Genomic DNA, 16,924 nt, shown 5'->3' on the forward strand with positions numbered 1-16,924 from the left:
TGTTTGCATCGGGGAATACCTCTGCTCAAGGTAAGTCTTTGTCGCAGAAGCATTTTCCTTGATTCGGAGCCCCGATGCACTTCAACTGTGTGAGATATCCGGGTTAGAGCAATTCCAGGAGAACCGTGAAGCGGTTCAGCACTCGAAGCCGTATTTGTCGCGCATGTAGTCGGCCTCTTCGTTCGACATTCGCTTGAACATCACACAGACGGTGAAGCTGCCGACCTGGCGCCCGTCGCTCGTATATCCCCAATCGGAAATATCGTCCCGTTTGAATTTAAAATTCTGGCCGAGGACGACGGTGTGCACTTCCTCCGGCTGGTTCGCCAGAATACCGACAAATCCCGTTTCGGTGCGGCGGAATGGTATGACCCAGAAGTGTTCGGTGACGTTCCCGTCCCGCACCTTGACCTTCAATTTGAACCTGTCGGTGCCGGCTGGCGGCGCTTCGGACAAGGCCAGGAATTCGTCGAGGCTGGCGAGCGCCTGCGCCGTCGCCGCCGCCATGTCGGGATCTCCCGGAGCGAAGATCATCGTTTTGTCGTCATCCGGATCGACACCTTGCGCGCCGGCCAATCCCGGAGCAAGCGCCAGGATCAGGGACATCGCGGTCCGGACTGCAAGTTTCATGGAAGGCCCCCCTTCATCATAGCTGTCGATACCATCCTGCATCCATTCCGGGTTTGCAACCGGAACGCGAGTTTCGTCCATTTCGAGGCGACGGTTGAGATGACCGAGGAAACAAAATTTGTACCGACGACCAATCAGCAGGCTGTTTCGTGATGCCGCCCAAGGCGGATTGCGGCGGCTGCGTGGTGGTCGAAAGCGGCCCGCCGCAATCCCGCTAAGGGACTCTTTTCGTGGAAGGAAGAGCGCCTGTCGAGGGAACCGAAGCGGCTTGACTTTGCGTCGGCCGGAAGCAATGTGTCAGAATTAAGCCACTGATTTCCTTTGCGAAAATTCATTGAACGTGATTTGCGGACGCCAGGCGTTTCGTTCCAGTTTCGGGTCGTTCGGCGCTGTCGTTTCCCACGTCGGCAGCCCGAAAAACCGAAACAGCACGGAGTGCACTCGATGAAAAAGACCCTCGCAACCACCGCCGCTCTGCTCGCCTTTCTCGGCACGGCCTATGCCGCGACCGTTCAGGGCACCATCCAGTCCGTCGACCCGACAACCAAATCGATCACTCTCGATGACGGCAAGATCTACCAGCTGTCGCCGGAAGCGGCGGTCGGGAAACTGAAGGTCGGCGCCAAGGTGGCGGTGACGGTCGATGACAAGACCGGCTTGGTGACATCGATCAAGAGGGCTTCGTAGGCGCGAGCATAAGTTCTGGCGCGGGCCGCAATGGTCAAGATCGGCGCCGCCCCTCATCCGCCTGCCCGTCCTCCGCAGCAGCTGCGGAGGGTGGACCGGCACCTTCTCCCCGTGAAGGACGGGGAGAAGGGACAAGCTCCAGCGTTGGCGTGCCCCTCTCCCCGTTCTTCACGGGGAGAGGGTAAGGGTGAGGGGCAGCGCCGACATTTGAGATAATCCGCGTCGTGCCGCTTCGCCACGCCGATGCGGCGAAGGTGGCTCATGCCGCCGCTATGGTTTTTACCGAAAGCCCGCGCTATCCCTTGGCCAATGGGGGATATTCATGGCCGAGGAACAAAAAGGTTTTCGCCTGTCGCGGCGGCTGCTGCTGGGTGCGGCCGTGGTCGGCGGCGCGGTGTTGTGGGGCGGCACCACGATGGCGCGTCTGGCGCGCGGACCTTCGGGGCCGAAGGATGCCGGGCGTATCGCCGATGTCGATGGCATCGCCCTGCCGCTGAAGCCGATAGCCAACCCGCCGGCCTTTGAGCCTTCGCTGCCATGGTCGGCCAAGGGCGGCGACATCAACGATGCCAGCGGCCTCTCGAGAACGCCGGTCTATGGCGTCGTCGAAATCGCCGACGATGACCAGATCGCCAAGGCGCTGGCGTTCGCGCGCGCCAACGGCTTGAAAGTATCGCTGGCCGCCATCCGCCACTCGATGGGCGGGCATGCCTTCGATGACAACGCGCTGGTGCTCGACTTCAGAAAGTTCAACAAGGTCACCGTCGACGCGGCGGCAAAAACCATGACGTTGCAGCCGGGCGCGCGCTGGCACGACATCCAGAGCATGCTGCATCCGCGCTTCGCGGTGAAGGCGATGCAGTCGACCGACATCTTCTCCGTCGGCGGCTCGCTGTCGGTCAACGCGCATGGCATGGACCATCAGGCGGGCTCGGTAGCCGGCTCGATCCGCTCGATGCGGGTGATGCTGGCCGATGGCTCGGTGACCACTTGTTCAGCGAGCGAGAACACCGACCTGTTCCGTCACGTCGTCGGCGGCTACGGCCTGTTCGGCGTGGTGCTGGAGGCGACGCTCGATATCGTTGATAACGCAGTCTACCGGACCTCGCGCGAGATCATCAAATCGGACGATTTTCCAAAATTCTTCGCCGAGGTGCTGGAGCCGAACAAGGAGATCGGCCTGTTCTACGGCCATCTGTCGACGGCGCCGGGCAATTTCCTCGAAGACATGATCGTCTATCGCTACGACAAGGTGGCCGACCAGTCGCCGGCCGACCAGCCGTTGCTCGGCGAACCGGACGGTGTCGGCCTCAAGCGGGTGATCATGAACATGGCGAAATGGGGCAGCGCCTTCCAGGAGCTGAAGTGGTTCACCGAAAAGACGCTGGAGCCGAAATTCGAGAGCTGCACGGTGGCGCGCACCTCGGCCATGGCCGAGGGCGAGGCCTGCCTCGTCACCCGCAACAATCCGATGCACGATTCGGTGCCTTATCTGTTCAACGACCTGCCTGGCGAGACCGACATCCTGCACGAATATTTTATTCCGCGTGCCGCCTATAATTTATTCATCACGGAGGCTCGCGAGATCCTGCGCAACCAGGACTTGCCGGTGCTCAATGCCTCGGTGCGCATCGTCCACAAGGAGGATGTCGCGCTGACCTATGCGCCGGAACCTGCATATTCGCTGGTGCTCTACATCAACCAGCCGACCGATGCCGACGGCAATGCCAGGATGCGGGCGCTGACACGGGCGCTGATCGACGTCACGATCAAGCATGGCGGGCGGTTCTTCCTGCCCTACCAGCTGCACTACACGGCTAGCGAATTGCTGGCGTCCTATCCCGAACTGCCGGCCTTCCTCGCCGCCAAGCGCCGATATGACCCGACGGAACTGTTTTCCTCGACGTTCTACCGTGCCATCAAGGCGCTGAGCGGAGTGGTGTAGCGGGGGCAGAACTTCATACGGAGCAGGTGGCACTCCGTAGAGTGCTTCGTTGACCCGTTCTGCCTGTCGCGTCCGCAGCCAGTCTTCGAGCCTGATCCCGGTCTTACAGCACCAATCCGGCCAGCCAGTTGGCGGATCGTTTCGCCATGTCGGCGGTGGCCGACGCGGCACGGCCAAGATCGGTCTTGACCACGGCGTAACCGTTTTTCGTGCGGTAGAGCACGCCGGTTCCGCCCTCGACCATCTGTTCATAGGCGACGGGCCGGGCGGCTGCTGCTTCCATGGCCGTCGTCGGCGAGCCGACCGGAACGCTCGGCCGGCGGCTCAGTTCAGGCGGCAGAGGGTTTTCAACGGCCCGGCTGGCCGGCTTCAATTCGGGGCGGGACGCGGTCGCGGCCAGTTGCGAGGAGGATGACGAGCCCTTCGAGCGGCAGATGCCGGAGACGAGCGGATAGCTGAAATTGCGCTCGTGCAGGATCTGGCTCTTCATCGCCGCTTCGCACTCCGCGACGGTCGACCATTTGGCCGGCGTCTCGCCGATATATTCGCACAATTTGGCGTCGCAGTCGCAGCCGACGATGGTCATGGCGACAAGGGCGGTCTTGATCACGGTCTCGTCCCTTCGAGATGCCCCCCGGCAGCTTATTCATGCAATACGCCATCGCGCGCGAACAAGGCGGGATTTGGCCGCGATTGTGGAATGAGCGTGACTGTACGCTCCAAACGCATGATCTCCGCCAGGCGTGGCCGAAAGGTCTCAGTAATCGTAGACGTGTTCGAGCCTGGCGCCTGCCTTGATCAACGCCGCCAGCACCAGATGCAGCTTGCGTACGGCGACGACCATGCCGGTGCGGCGCGTCGATAGGTCCGCCGGGAGCGGATAGCTGAACAGAATACGCATGCCCTCGGGAACGGCGATCGAGTCCGTGGACAGCACGGTGATCATGATTTCGTCATTGCCGCCGATCTCGACGAAGGAAACGCCCTTGTCGATCAGGCGCGGGATCATGTCGGTGAACACCTGATAGCGCTTGGTGACGAAGATGACGCCGTCGACGCCGTAGTCACGTTCGAGCAAAGTGTCGGGCTCGTTGTGCGTCGCTTCGCCGACCGGTCCCTTGGCCCAGACATGAATGTCGAGCAAGGCTGGGTCGGAGGTGGCGGCAAGCGCCCTGGTGATCAGGTCGGCATAGCCCTGCTTGATGGTGTCGGCGAGACCGAAGGCGAGCTTGCGTTCACTGGTGCGGATGGCGCTGTCGCCCGGCGCCGGCTGTACGGCGAACAGGCCGGCGCACTTTTCGGCATAGGGGAACTGGTACCACGGCACCTGGTCGAGAAAGCCTGCATAGTCCGCCGCCACCTTGGCCTGATAGATGTCGGCGGCGGTACGCTTGCCCGATATCGCCTCGGTGATGCGGCCGACCGTGTTCTCATAGGCCCACTGCAATATGTGTTCGATGCTGTGGCTGGTGCCAATGACGACGAGCATCTGGTGGTTGGCGAAGTTGAAGTTGTAGGGAGAACTGGCGCGGATCACGGTTGCATAGTCCTGCCAGAAGCGGCCGACGTAAGCGAAGTAAGGGAAGCCGCTCGGCTGGTCCTTGTCGACGAAGCCGGCATATTCGCGCGCGGCATAGACGATCGCCCATTCGGGGTAAGTGAGGAAGGTCGATTCCTCCGGCCGCTGATAGCCGGGGAGTTCGGCGCGGACCTTGTCGGCCAGCGCCTTGGGCGGCGCACCGTCGGCGATGCCGGGCAGCGGCGCCTTGTCGAGCGACGGCGTGGTCAGGAAGCCATAGGTCAGCCCGACGACCGGGACCAGGATCGCGATGACGATCAGCCAGAGGATCGCCTTCATGATGCGCTTCAGCCAGCGGAACAGGAACATGGCCGGTCAGGCAGTGGCGAGGTGGTCGTAGATGCGCTTCGACAACCAGAAGCCGACATAGACGGCGACGCCGCCAATGACGATGTGCGGCAGGTTGGCGAAGAAGCGGGCGGGGAATTCGATATCGTTGAGGGAGCGGAAGCCGTTGATGAAGATGCCGGCATCGAGGCAGCCGGAGCCGGTGACCAGGCCGAGCACGCCGTCGAACAGGTAGACCGAGCCGAACAGCTTGAAATAGAACACCGCCTGGCGGTGCGAGGTGAAGGCGGCGGCCAGCGCCCAGACGCCGGAGAAGGCGTGCAGCAGGTCGTCATACCATTGCAGCGAGAACAGGCCGAACAGATTGCCATTGGCATCGTTGAAGGCCGGTATGTAGCCGATCGCGACGACGGCGAAGAACAGGAACGCATAGGCGACGGCAAGCTTCTGGATCAGCGTCATGAAGTATCCCCCCTCGAAGGGTCCGTTTGCAAACGCCACTCTGCCGGCCGCCTGACGCGATTTTCCGCGCTTGCCTAAGCCCTCGGACCCAAATGTCCGCTGCGCTTCGGTTCTCGAAAACCACGCCATCCGTCACGGCAGAGCGCGTTATCAAGCGGACTCTGACCGGGCGATACTAACCGATTTTAGCGCGCGGTGAAGCCGCGGCCCAAAGATCACCGGCACGGACATTCAAGGGCCAGAAAGACAGTCGGCGCCGGGATTTCTCCCAGCGCCTCCCTGTCAGATCAGGACACGGTCGCGGCAGCAACTTCCGTAAAGTCGTCGCGCCATGCCGGCCTTGATTTTGACGGTCCTGCCAGTCCGCCACCCGAGAGTGGCGTCCGTTCGGGACCACGCCGGTCTACACCCTTGCGGGCTTTGCCCTGCGTGCCATCGAAGGTTTTTGCCGTCCTTCATGGCAGCATCGGTCCGCCGTCGGCGTTGGCACGCTTTCCGCGGCCCCGTAGGTCTCGGCATCCGTCCCTCGAACAGGCAAGCCTGCTTCCGCTTCGGGCCGTACGGGCCTCAGGAAATCCGCCTTTCGCTTTCGCCTTTCGGCTGGGCGATCGGTAGCCGCCTGAGATGGGTTAAACCTACGCCGGGTAAGGACCCTGGGGAATGGCATGGGCCTGTGGATAGTGGGGTTATCGGGGATCGATTTCCGCGACTCCGGGAATTTCGTTGCCGGTTGGCTTAGACAGCCTGCCCCGCTTTTCGGTGCTCGACCCCGCACCGCCCCTTGCTCTGCGGATGGGCGCGGGCTTCAATGCCGGTGCTTTGCGGGGGAGGTGCGTCTTGAAAGTCGGGGTGGTTCTCAATCCGATTGCCGGTGGGGGCTGGCTGAAACGGCATTGGCCCGACGTCGCCGCTTCGTTGAAGAAGCATTTCGGCGACTTCGAGCTGCGCGAGACGCAGGCCGCGGGCGATGCCGAACGGTTGGCGATCGACCTTGCCGCCAGCGGCTTCGACCTGGTGATCGCGGCCGGCGGCGACGGTACGGCCAGCGAAGTGGCCGACGGACTGCTGCAAGCGTTCGAGGAGAGCGGCCGGGCGACCGAACTCGGTCTGCTGCCTTGCGGCACCGGCATCGATTTCGCGCGCGGGCTCGGCCTGCCGAAGGCGGTGGATGCGACGTTGAAACGGATTGCCGGGGCGAAGGCGAGGGCAGTCGATGCCGGCCGCATCAGCTACATCGACGACCGTGGCGCGCTGGCCAGCCGGCACTTCATCAACATCGCCAGCCTCGGCCTGTCCGGCGCCACCGATCGCGCGGTCAACGCCGACAAACGCAAGGGCCGAATGTCAGCCAAGGCGCTGTTTCTCTGGCGCACCGTGGTCGAGTTCATCCGCTACCGTTTCCAGCTTGTCAGCATAACCATCGATGACGGCGCGCCGGTCGAGGCGCGCATGGCGCTGGTGGCGGTGGCCAATGGAAGATTCTTCGGCGGCGGCATGATGATCGCGCCGGATGCCGATTTGACCGACGGCCAGTTCGACATCGTCATCCTGCGCGCTGCCGGCAAGCTGAAGCTGATCTGGGACATCCGCCTGCTCTATGGCGGGCGGCATCGCAATCATCCGGCCATCACCATCCTGCGCGGCAAGAAAGTGGTTGTCGAACCGCTCGGCGACGTGGAAAAGAACGGCGCGCTGGTCGACATAGACGGCGAGTCGCCCGGGCGCATACCGGCGACGTTCGAGATCCTGCCCGGCGCGCTCATGCTCAGATATTGAATCAAGCGGCTGCGGCGTTGGATCAGGTCGCTCCGGTCCTGATTCCGGAGGCGCGCTCAACTATCTGAAACCGCTTGAAGTTTCCCGGATTCAGATTTCCAGTTTGGACGGAAAACCAGGCGCGCGCAGGTCGGCGCCGACCTCATCCTCGAGCAATTTGACGATCTGGGTCGACCAGGCGCCGCCGCCGTAAGCAGCCTTGCCTTGCTCGAAAATCGCGTTGACACGCGATGCCAGTTCCAGCGGCACGCCGAAATCCCGGCCCATGCCTAGCGCGAAGCCGAGGTCCTTCAGCGCCAGGTCCATGGTGAAGCCGATATCGTAGGAGCCGTTCAGGATGAGCTGGCTTTCGGTTTCGTGGACGAAGCTGTTGCCGGAGGACGCGACGATGGCTTGATAGGATTGGGCGAGGTCGAGACCACCTTGCCTGGCCAGCATCAGCGCCTCGCCGGCGGCGACGAGATGAACGAAAGCCAGCATGTTGGTGATGACCTTGATCACCGCCGCCGAGCCGATCGGCCCCATCAGGAACGACTTCGCGCACATTGCTTCGATGGCAGGACGATGGCGCTCGTAGAGATCGGCATCGCCACCGACCAGCGCGGTGATCTTTCCAGCCGCCGCCAGATGCACGCCACCGGTGACGGGGCATTCCAGTGTCTCGATACCCTTCGACGAGGCGAGGCCCGCGAGGCGCACGATTTCGTCGCGGCCATTGGTCGACATCTCGATCCAGGTGCCGCCGGCGGGGAGGCCGTTGAGCAGTCCATCAGGACCGGCGAGTACCGTCTCGCTGATCTTCGGCGATGGCAGGCAGGTTATGGCATTGCCCGCTCGTGCGGCGGCCTCGGCGGGGCTGCGGGCAGCGGTGGCGCCCAGCGCCACGAGGCGCTCGACGGCGGTGGGCTCGCGGTCGAACACGGTGACGGCAAAACCGTTGCGGATCAGGCTGGCGGCAAGGTTGCCGCCGAGATGGCCAAGGCCGATGAAGGCGTAGCGTTCGCTCACGGCATCAACGGCGTTTGCATCATCTGCAAATGCAGCTCCTTGCCGGTGTAGGGATGGGCCTCGCAGACGGCTTCGTCGAGTTCGACGCCGAGGCCGGGTTCCTTCGATGGGATGACGTTGCCGTCCTGCCACTCGATCTTCTTCTTGAGCAGCTCCGCGTGAAAACCGTCCCACTGCTTCAGCGATTCCAGGATGAGGAAGTTGGGCAGGGTCACCGCCAGCTGGATGTTGGCCGCGCCAACGATCGGCCCGCAATAGCAGTGCGGGGCTATCTGGATGTGGTAGGCCTCCGCCATCGCGGCGATCTTCTTGGTTTCCAGAATGCCGCCGGAGCGGCCAAGATCGGGCTGTAATATGGTCGCGGCGCGGTTCTCGATGACGCGGGCGAATTCGGACTTGGTCGTCAGCCGCTCGCCGGTGGCGATCGGGATGGAGGTGCCACGGGCCACCTGCGCCATCACCTCGGGCATGTCAGGCGGCACCGGCTCTTCGAACCACAGCGGATCGTAGGGCTCGATGGCGCGCGCCATGCGCAGCGCGCCCGATGCGGTGAACTGGCCGTGCGTGCCGAACAGGATGTCGGCGCGGGTGCCGACCGCCTCGCGGATGGCCTTGATCATGCGGGCGGAAAGGTCGATGTCGACAAGGCGCGGCTGGTGGCCGTCGAAGGCGGTGTAAGGGCCTGCCGGGTCGAGCTTGACGGCATTGAAGCCCTGCTCGACATATTCGAGGGCGCAGGCGGCCGCCAGATCTGGATCGTTGTAGACATTCTTGCCGTGCGCGTCCTCGGAATGGACGCTGCCGGTGTGGGGATAGAGATAGGTGTAGGAGCGCAGCGTCTCGTGCACCTGGCCGCCGAGCAGCTTGTAGACCGGCTTGTTCGCCTCCTTGCCGACAATGTCCCAGCAGGCCATTTCCAGCGCCGAGAAGCAGCCCATGCCGGACACGTCGGGGCGCTGGGTGAAGCCGGAGGAATAGGCGCGGCGGAAGAAGTTCTCGATGTCGTGCGGATCGCGGCCGACGAGATAGCGCTCGGCCATGTCCTCGACCATGCTGGCCGTCACATGGGCGGAGAAGGTGGCGTTGTAGGCCTCGCCATAACCGACCACGCCGCCATCGGTGACGAGCTTGACGAAGATGAAATACTTGCCGCCGATGCCGGGAGGCGGGTTGCCGACAACCCAGGTCTTGACGTCGGTGATCTTCATTTTTGATCCTCCAGAACCAGTTCGGCGCCCTTCCATCCGGTCACGACCGAGGCGGCATTGGTGTTGCCGGTGATGTTGTCGGGAAAGATCGAGGCGTCGATGACGCGCAGGCCTTCGAGACCATGCACCTTGAGGCGCGGGTCGACCACGGCGCGCGAGGGATCGGATCCCATGCGGCAGGTCGAGACCGGGTGATAGACAGTGCCGGAGCGCTTCCTGAAATCCTGAATCAGATCGGCGTCTGATTGGATCGACGGTCCCGGCAGGACTTCTTCCTCGATGATCTCAGCCATGGCCGGCATCGAGGCGATCTTGCGCACGAATTTCACCGCCGCCAGCATCTCGTCGACATCGGCATTGGTGGAATAGGCATTGGCGACGATTCTTGGATAATCCAGCGGATTGCTGGAACGGATCATGATCTCGCCACGGCTCGACGGGCGGCAGTTGGACAGACCGATAGAAAAGCCCGGCCACGGATCGGGGGTCAGGATCGGGCGCTCGCCGCTCTTTGGGATAACGGTCGAGAACGCCTGGAAATAGAGCTGCATGTTGGGACGCGAGAACGCCGGGTCGGTGCGGAAGAAGCCGCCGGCATTGTTCATCGACAGCGACAGCGGGCCGGAGCGGGTCAGGATATACTGCATGCCGACCAGCAGCTTGCCCCACCAGGGTCGCAGGATCTGGTTGAGCGTCGGCAGCCTGCCCTTGAAGGTGTAGTTGATACCGACGTGGTCCTGCAGATGAGCGCCGACATTTTCGTTGGCATGGATGACGGGAATGCCAAGCCCCTTGAGCAGGGCGGAGGGGCCGACGCCCGATAGCTGCAAGAGCTGTGGCGAATTGATCGATCCGGCGGAAAGAATGATTTCGCGGCCGGCACGCGCCGTCTTCGTCTCGCCATTCCGTAGATACTCGATACCGACGGCGCGCTTGCCCTCGAACAGCACCCTGGTCGCCAGCGCATTCGTCTCGACACGGACATTGCCGCGCTTCATCGCCGGGCGCAGGAAGGCGCGGGCCGCCGACATGCGGCGGCCATTGCGGGTCGAGATCTGATAGACGCCGACGCCTTCCTGATTGGCACCATTGAAATCGGGATTGAGCGGCAGGCCAGCCTGCTGGCCGGCGGCGAGGTAGCGCCTGGTCAGCGGGTGGACGGCGTTCGAGCAGTCGGTGACATGCAGCGGGCCGCCTGTGCCGCGCCATTTGTCGGCGCCGGCCTGATTGTCCTCGAGCGCCTTGAAGGCCGGCAGCAAGTCGTCATAGCCCCAGCCGGAATTGCCGGCGGCCCGCCAGTCGTCGAAATCCTCGCGCGCGCCCCTGATCCAGACCATGGCGTTGATCGAGCTCGACCCGCCGAGCAGCTTGCCGCGCGGCCAATGGTCGGCATTGCCCGCCAGGCCGGGGTCCGGTTCGGCCTTGTAGTTCCAGTTCACCGCCGGATCGAAGAAGGTCTTGCCGTAGCCGAGCGGCATCTGCACGTAAAAGCGGCGGTCGGTGCCGCCGGCTTCCAGCACCAGCACCGAGAAGCGGCCCGAGGCCGAGAGCTTGTCGGCGAGCACCGAGCCGGCCGAGCCGGAGCCGACGATGATGAAATCATAGGTCTGCATGATGATAGGTACGGCTCCGGAAAACTGGCGCCAGCCTAGACGGACCGGGTCCGCCGCGTCGCCGCGCCTTCCGGCATCGGTTGTGAAAAAAGCGACCGCCGATGTGCGGTTCGAATTGAAGACAACCAGATGGTCCCGCTTGATATGCAAGGGGTCGAAGGCTTATGCGATGGTATCAGCCAATCTCCGCAAGGCGGGAAATCACATGCGTACCCTGTCGGATGCCTTCATTCCCGAATTGCCGGGCCACTACAGCGGCAAAGTCCGCGAAAACTACGATCTGGCGGACGGCAGGCGCATCATCATCGCCACCGACCGTCTCAGCGCCTTCGACACCATCCTGACGTCGATCCCGTTCAAGGGAGAGATCCTCACGCAGACGGCCCGCTACTGGTTCGAAGAAACTGCCGATATCTGCCCCAACCATGTTCTCGAATATCCCGACCCCAACGTCGTCGTCGGCACAAGGCTCGACATTCTTCCGGTCGAGATCGTCGTGCGCGGATACCTGGCGGGGACCACCAGCACCTCGATCCTGACCCGCTACCGGCGCGGCGAGCGTGACATGTACGGAATGAGCCTGCCGGACGGGCTGCGTGACAATGAGAAACTGGCCGAAGCTGTCATCACACCGACGAGCAAGGCGGCGCATGGCGGCCACGACGAGCCGCTGTCCAGGGCCGAGATCATCGAGCAGGGCCTTCTCACGCAGGCGCAGTGGGATACGGTCTCGGATTACGCCTTGAACCTGTTCGCCCGCGGCCAGGCGCGTGCCGCGGAGCGCGACCTGATCCTCGCCGACACGAAATACGAATTCGGCATCGACAAAAACAGGACGATCATCCTGGCCGACGAAATCCACACGCCCGACAGCAGCCGGTACTGGATCGCGGCGAGCTATGAACAGGCGCTTGCGAGTGGCACGCGGCCCGAGAGCTTCGACAAGGATTTCATCCGGTCGTGGGTGTCGGCGCGGTGCGATCCCTACAAGGATCCGATCCCCGCCATACCCGACGAGATCGTCGAACAGGCCTCGCGGATCTATGCGCAAGCCTATGAGGCGATCACGGGCAAGGCATTCGTTCCCGACGTTTCCGGGGATACCGTTCTCGATCGTATCCGTTCGAATTTGGCGCGCTACTTCTAGCGGCCAATCGAAACTTTGCCGCGTTGACCTGTTGGCGCCGTGACGATACGGGATCGAGGGGGCAACCGGTCTCGAAGGATTTCTCGCATGGTGCATTACGCGGACGGGCGGCCGATCGGCGATCTGACGCTGCGCACGCTCGCCATGCCTTCGGACGCCAACGCGGCCGGCGACATCTTCGGCGGCTGGGTCATGGCGCAGATGGACCTTGCCTGCGGCATCCGCGCCGCGGAGCGCGCCAGGGGCCGCGTGGTGACGGCGGCGGTGAAGGAGATGTCCTTCGCAAAGCCGATGAAGATCGGCGACACGCTGTGCATCTACACCCATGTCGAGCGCGTCGGCCGCACCTCGATGACGCTCAAGGTCGAGGCCTGGGCACAGCGCTATCTCTCCGACCTGATGGAAAAGGTTACGCACGCCGATTTCGTCATGGTGGCGCTGGATAGCGACGGCAAGCCGAAGGCGGTTCCAGCGGAAAGCTGACGGGAGCCAATTCTCCATTTGTAACACGGCTCGCGCGGGGCGATGCCTTTCGAGACATCCGCTGGTTGCCTCCGTGGCCGATTCTACCGGCGTGGAGAAGACAATGCGTCAACACATGCTGAACGGCTGCCTCGTGGCAGCCCTGGTCGCGCTGGTCTGCCTGCTCGGCATGACCGCTTACGCGGAGGTGACGAAGGATGTCTCCTTCGCGGCGTGCACGCATGACCATCGGGCCCGCGGCGAGCGGGTCGCGCGGTGTGAGATCTGCGCAGCCGTTCGATGCGACAACAGCATCTCAGGAGCTTGAAGCGGCAGCGGCTAGAGGATCGGCACGAGGCATGCGAGCCGCGCAACAAGGCCACGATCCGAGCGGCCGAATTGGAACCTCGAACCAGCTCCAGCTGAAGTCACGCCGGGTGGCATCCCTTGCGGCACAAGGGTTTCAGCCATGCATGACGTCGAATTTTTCGCGTGCAGCCCGCACGCGCTGCGTGTTCCTGCGCGCCCATTCGCCGAGCGCGCTGACCGGAATCAGCAATTCATGGCCGAGTTCGGTCAGTTCATAGTCGACGCGCGGCGGAATGGTCGGGAACACGGTGCGGGTGACGAAGCCGTCACGCTCCAGCCCGCGCAAGGTGGTGGTCAGCATCTTCTGCGAGATGCCGCCGACAGCCGCGCGCAGCTCGTTGAAACGCAGGGGTCCGTTGCCGAGCTTGCCGACCACCAGAACGGTCCATTTGTCGCCGACGCGCTGCAGAATTTCCGAAACGGCGCGGCAGTCCTCGGTGTTAAGCGGGTTCCTCAGTAACAAAAAGGTGCCTCCTTGCGCTGCGAGTTGACAGTATCTCATATAGCGCCGGTATCCAAACGATACCAGCTTTAACTTGCCCCGGAATCGCTTGCTAGGAGAGCCCCATGTCAAAACCCAAGATCGCCATCGTCGTCGGTTCGACCCGCGCCGCACGCTTCGCCGATGTGCCGACCCAATGGATCGCCAAGATCGCCAAATCGCATGCCGACATCAATGTCGAGATTGTCGACCTGCGCGACTTCCCGCTGCCGTTCTTCGACGAGGTCGCGTCCTCCGCCTGGGTGCCGTCGACGAACGAGGTGGCGCAGCGCTGGCAGAAGAAGGTCGCCGAATATGACGGCTTCATCTTCACCGCCGCCGAATACAATCACGGCCCGACGGCCGTGCTGAAGAACGCGATCGACTACGCCGCCAACGAGTGGAACAAGAAGCCGGCCGGCTTCGTCGGCTATGGCAGCGTCGGCGGTGCCCGCGCCGTCGAGCAGCTGCGCCTTCATGCAGTCGAATTGCAGATGGCGCCGGTCAAGTCGGCCGTCCACATCGCCTGGGGCGATTTCCTCGCCGTCCGCCAGGGCGAGAAGAAGCTCGAAGACCTCGAGCATCTGAACGAGGCCGCCACCGCGCTGGTCAACGACGTCGCCTGGTGGGCCAAGGCCCTCAAGACCGCCCGTCAGGCGGACGTTCTCGCCGAGGAAATCAAGGCGGCCTGATCTTCGAAATCATCCTCCCAAGGATACGGGGCGGCGCTTGCGCCGCCCTTTTCAATTATCAGAGGCGCCGACATCATCTACGATACGGTGGGCGATGCCTTGGCAGCCGCACCTACACCACCTACAAAAGCAGGCTTGCGGCCACTGCGCCGATCAGGCGGGTCTTGAGCGCATGGACAAGGCGCAAAGGCCGGTTGGACTGCCATATGGGCGCGGCTGCCATCTGGCCCCGCCGTTTTGCCCTGATATGTCGGGTTGCATCCGTCACCTCGAGTGAGCCCGCGTGAAATCATCCAGCCTGGCCGGCGCCGTCTCCCCCATGATCCCGGTGCTCGTCTGCGCGCTTGGCATCTTCCTGCTGTCCGGCATGGATGCGGCGATGAAGGTGCTGGTCATCGCGGTCGGCGTCTACAATACAGTGCTTTGGCGCAGCATGCTGGCGACCGTGGTCGCGGGCGCGGGCTGGTTGGCGGGGTCGCGCTCGCTTCCTGCTTCCTCGGTGCTGAGGCTGCATGCACTGCGTGCGGTGGTTGTCGGCATTGTCCTGCTGTGCTTTTTTTGGGGGCTCGCAAGGCTGCCGCTCGCGGAGGCGATCGGGCTCAGTTTCGTGGCGCCGCTGTTTGCGCTCCTGCTGGCCGCGCTGCTGCTGGGCGAGAGGATACAGCGCAAGGCGATCTGGGCCTCGCTGGCCGGCATTGCGGGCGTCGCAATCATCGTGGCCGGCCAGTTCGGGCACACAGACTATGCCGGGGATGCCTTGCTCGGCACGGTGGCGGTGCTGGTGTCGACGGTGTTCTATGCCTACAATCTGATCCTCGCGCGGCAGCAGGCGCTGGTGGCCAAGCCGATCGAAATCATGCTGTTCCAGAACCTTTGCGTTGCCATCATGCTCGGGTTTGCAGCCCCTTGGCTCGCCATTGCCCTGCCGGGCAATCTCTGGCTTCCTCTGGCCGGGGTGACAGCACTGTCGCTCGCCGGCCAGTTCCTGATGAGCTGGGCCTATGCTCGCGCCGAGGCGCAATATCTGATCCCGACGGAATACTCGGCCTTCATCTGGGCGATCGCGCTCGGCTTTTTCTTCTTCGACGAGGCAGTGACCTGGACCACGCTGGCGGGAGCGGGCCTGATCGTGGCCAGCTGCCTGATCGCCGCGCGGTCGAATCCCAGACTTGCCGAGCCGATCGAAGTCGCGATTTGATCAGCCCGAACACTTACTCTCGAAAACTCAGCGCACCATTTCGCGGTGGCCGCCGGGCAGGCGGGTGGCGATCAGCTTGTCGATGCGGCGGCCGTCGAGGTCGACCACTTCGAAGCGCCAGCCTTGCGCGTCGACGCATTCGCCGGTCGCCGGCAGATGGTGCAAGTGCGACAGCACATAGCCGGCGACGGTCTCATAGTCGCGGTTTTCCGGCAGGTCGAAGCCGAGAACTTCGGCCATCTCGTCGGCCTGCATGTAGCCGGCGAGCAGCCATGAGCCGTCCTCGCGCTTGACGGCGTTCTCCTCCTCGCCGGCATCGAGGTCGGAGCGGAACACGCCGGTGATGGCTTCGAGAATGTCGGCGGGAGTGACGATGCCTTCGAAGTGGCCGTATTCGTCATGCACCAGCGCCATCGGCACGTCGGATTCCTTCAGCTTCTGCAGCACATCCAGCGCGTCGGCCTGGTCATAAACAATGGGAGCGGCGCGCACATGCTTGCGTGGATCGAGCGCGCGGCCGGCAAGCAGCGCCGCAAGCACGTCGCGGGTCTGGACGACGCCGATCATGACATCGACGCCGCCATCGCCCGCCGGCAGGCGCGAATGCTGGGTGTCCACCAAGAGCTTGCGGATCGCTGCCTCGTCGGTCTGCAAATTGATCCAGTCGACCTCGGTGCGCGGTGTCATCACCGCCCGTACGGCGCGGTCGCCAAGCCGCATGACGCCGGCGATCATGCGCCGCTCGTCGGATTCGATGGTGCCGTGATGCTCGGCCTCGGCGACCAGCATCTTGATCTCCTCGTCGGTGACCTTCTCCTCGCTTTCGCCGCGCTGGCCGAGCAGCCACAGTATGGCGCGGCCGGATATGTCGAGCAGGAAAACCAAGGGGGCCGAAACGGTGGCAAGGATGGTCATGGCTGGCGCCGCTCGCACCGCGACCCGCTCGGGATCGCGCAGTGCGATCTGCTTGGGCACCAGTTCGCCGATGATCAGCGAGCCATATGTGATGATAGCGACGACGATGCCGACGCCGAGCGGGTCGGCGACGCTTTCACGGATGCCGGTCGATGCCAGGAACTGCGCTAGACGCTGCCCCAGCGTGGCGCCCGAAAAGGCGCCGGAGAGCACGCCGACCAGCGTAATGCCGATCTGCACCGAGGACAGGAACTTGCCGGGATTGGAGCCGAGCGCCAGGGCGCGTCCGGCGCCCTTGACGTTACGGTCGATCATCGCCTTCAACCGGGCTGGTCGCGACGAAACGATGGCGAGTTCCGACATCGCCAAAAGGCCGTTTACGCAGATGAGGACGACCACGATGGCAATTTCGACGTATAGCATGAGGGCTCAATAGCATTGTGGCGCGGTCTTCGAAAATAGTC

At 63.3% G+C, this 16,924-nt stretch carries 17 protein-coding genes; 8 read left to right on the plus strand and 9 right to left on the minus strand.

The window, feature by feature from the left end; all coding sequences use genetic code 11:
- Nucleotides 1-135: 135 nt before the first annotated feature.
- Nucleotides 136-630, minus strand: coding sequence for a YegJ family protein (locus NKI49_RS24345; protein ID WP_352606530.1), 495 nt, complete (start codon nucleotides 628-630; stop codon nucleotides 136-138).
- Nucleotides 631-1,074: 444 nt separating this feature from the next.
- Between NKI49_RS24345 and NKI49_RS24350 the strand changes: the two genes are divergently transcribed.
- Both NKI49_RS24350 and NKI49_RS24355 read left to right on the plus strand, forming a co-directional pair.
- Nucleotides 1,075-1,317, plus strand: coding sequence for a DUF1344 domain-containing protein (locus NKI49_RS24350; RefSeq protein WP_352606532.1), 243 nt, complete (start codon nucleotides 1,075-1,077; stop codon nucleotides 1,315-1,317).
- Nucleotides 1,318-1,639: 322 nt separating this feature from the next.
- Nucleotides 1,640-3,262 carry an FAD-binding oxidoreductase gene (locus NKI49_RS24355; protein WP_352606534.1) on the plus strand — a complete coding sequence of 541 codons (1,623 nt, stop codon included), beginning with the start codon at nucleotides 1,640-1,642 and terminating at the stop codon, nucleotides 3,260-3,262.
- 103 nt (nucleotides 3,263-3,365) lie between these two features.
- On the opposite strand, the gene NKI49_RS24360 is transcribed toward NKI49_RS24355, so the two are convergent.
- From NKI49_RS24360 to NKI49_RS24370, 3 genes are all read right to left on the minus strand, one after another.
- Nucleotides 3,366-3,872: a hypothetical protein gene (locus NKI49_RS24360; protein WP_352606536.1), complete on the minus strand. Its 507-nt coding sequence runs from the start codon at nucleotides 3,870-3,872 to the stop codon at nucleotides 3,366-3,368.
- A gap of 147 nt (nucleotides 3,873-4,019) precedes the next feature.
- Nucleotides 4,020-5,150, minus strand: a complete 1,131-nt coding sequence (locus NKI49_RS24365) for a hypothetical protein (RefSeq protein ID WP_352606538.1) — start codon at nucleotides 5,148-5,150, stop codon at nucleotides 4,020-4,022.
- A 6-nt stretch (nucleotides 5,151-5,156) separates the two neighbouring features.
- The gene (locus NKI49_RS24370) at nucleotides 5,157-5,591 is read right to left on the minus strand and encodes a hypothetical protein (RefSeq protein ID WP_352606540.1); all 435 of its coding nucleotides are present in this window, start codon (nucleotides 5,589-5,591) and stop codon (nucleotides 5,157-5,159) included.
- 837 nt (nucleotides 5,592-6,428) lie between these two features.
- Between NKI49_RS24370 and NKI49_RS24375 the strand changes: the two genes are divergently transcribed.
- Complete coding sequence (locus tag NKI49_RS24375) at nucleotides 6,429-7,367, plus strand: diacylglycerol/lipid kinase family protein (RefSeq protein WP_352606542.1); 939 nt, start codon at nucleotides 6,429-6,431, stop codon at nucleotides 7,365-7,367.
- Nucleotides 7,368-7,457: 90 nt separating this feature from the next.
- Here the strand turns inward: NKI49_RS24375 and NKI49_RS24380 are convergent, their stop codons facing one another.
- From NKI49_RS24380 to NKI49_RS24390, 3 genes are read right to left on the minus strand one after another with little or no spacing between them, the layout of a single operon-like run.
- Nucleotides 7,458-8,375 carry an NAD(P)-dependent oxidoreductase gene (locus NKI49_RS24380; protein WP_352606544.1) on the minus strand — a complete coding sequence of 306 codons (918 nt, stop codon included), beginning with the start codon at nucleotides 8,373-8,375 and terminating at the stop codon, nucleotides 7,458-7,460.
- The gene (locus tag NKI49_RS24385) at nucleotides 8,372-9,583 is read right to left on the minus strand and encodes a mandelate racemase/muconate lactonizing enzyme family protein (RefSeq protein WP_352606546.1); all 1,212 of its coding nucleotides are present in this window, start codon (nucleotides 9,581-9,583) and stop codon (nucleotides 8,372-8,374) included. Before NKI49_RS24385 ends, NKI49_RS24380 begins: the two co-directional genes overlap by 4 nt.
- The gene (locus NKI49_RS24390; protein ID WP_352606548.1) at nucleotides 9,580-11,196 is read right to left on the minus strand and encodes a GMC family oxidoreductase; all 1,617 of its coding nucleotides are present in this window, start codon (nucleotides 11,194-11,196) and stop codon (nucleotides 9,580-9,582) included. Before NKI49_RS24390 ends, NKI49_RS24385 begins: the two co-directional genes overlap by 4 nt.
- A 205-nt stretch (nucleotides 11,197-11,401) precedes the next feature.
- Between NKI49_RS24390 and NKI49_RS24395 the strand changes: the two genes are divergently transcribed.
- The 3 genes from NKI49_RS24395 (at nucleotide 11,402) to NKI49_RS24405 (ending at nucleotide 13,133) form a co-directional block, all read left to right on the plus strand.
- Nucleotides 11,402-12,343 carry a phosphoribosylaminoimidazolesuccinocarboxamide synthase gene (locus NKI49_RS24395; RefSeq protein WP_352606550.1) on the plus strand — a complete coding sequence of 314 codons (942 nt, stop codon included), beginning with the start codon at nucleotides 11,402-11,404 and terminating at the stop codon, nucleotides 12,341-12,343.
- An 87-nt stretch (nucleotides 12,344-12,430) separates the two neighbouring features.
- A complete protein-coding gene (locus tag NKI49_RS24400) occupies nucleotides 12,431-12,826 on the plus strand; it encodes an acyl-CoA thioesterase (RefSeq protein WP_027024525.1) in 396 nt (131 codons plus the stop codon).
- Nucleotides 12,827-12,929: 103 nt separating this feature from the next.
- Nucleotides 12,930-13,133 (plus strand): hypothetical protein, encoded by a 204-nt coding sequence (locus NKI49_RS24405; protein ID WP_352606552.1) that lies wholly within the window; start codon nucleotides 12,930-12,932, stop codon nucleotides 13,131-13,133.
- Between the two features lie 135 nt (nucleotides 13,134-13,268).
- On the opposite strand, the gene NKI49_RS24410 is transcribed toward NKI49_RS24405, so the two are convergent.
- Nucleotides 13,269-13,637 carry a winged helix-turn-helix transcriptional regulator gene (locus tag NKI49_RS24410; RefSeq protein ID WP_027024527.1) on the minus strand — a complete coding sequence of 123 codons (369 nt, stop codon included), beginning with the start codon at nucleotides 13,635-13,637 and terminating at the stop codon, nucleotides 13,269-13,271.
- A 104-nt stretch (nucleotides 13,638-13,741) separates the two neighbouring features.
- Between NKI49_RS24410 and NKI49_RS24415 the strand changes: the two genes are divergently transcribed.
- Nucleotides 13,742-14,347, plus strand: coding sequence for an NADPH-dependent FMN reductase (locus NKI49_RS24415; RefSeq protein WP_352606554.1), 606 nt, complete (start codon nucleotides 13,742-13,744; stop codon nucleotides 14,345-14,347).
- A 319-nt stretch (nucleotides 14,348-14,666) separates the two neighbouring features.
- Entirely contained in the window at nucleotides 14,667-15,545 is an 879-nt protein-coding gene (locus tag NKI49_RS24420; protein ID WP_502899600.1) for a DMT family transporter, read from the plus strand.
- A gap of 27 nt (nucleotides 15,546-15,572) precedes the next feature.
- Here the strand turns inward: NKI49_RS24420 and NKI49_RS24425 are convergent, their stop codons facing one another.
- On the minus strand, nucleotides 15,573-16,883 hold the full coding sequence (locus NKI49_RS24425) for a hemolysin family protein (RefSeq protein ID WP_352606558.1): 1,311 nt from the start codon (nucleotides 16,881-16,883) through the stop codon (nucleotides 15,573-15,575).
- Between the last annotated feature and the right edge of the window lie 41 nt (nucleotides 16,884-16,924).

This window comes from Mesorhizobium sp. M0587 (assembly GCF_040320945.1).
GTDB lineage: Bacteria > Pseudomonadota > Alphaproteobacteria > Rhizobiales > Rhizobiaceae > Mesorhizobium.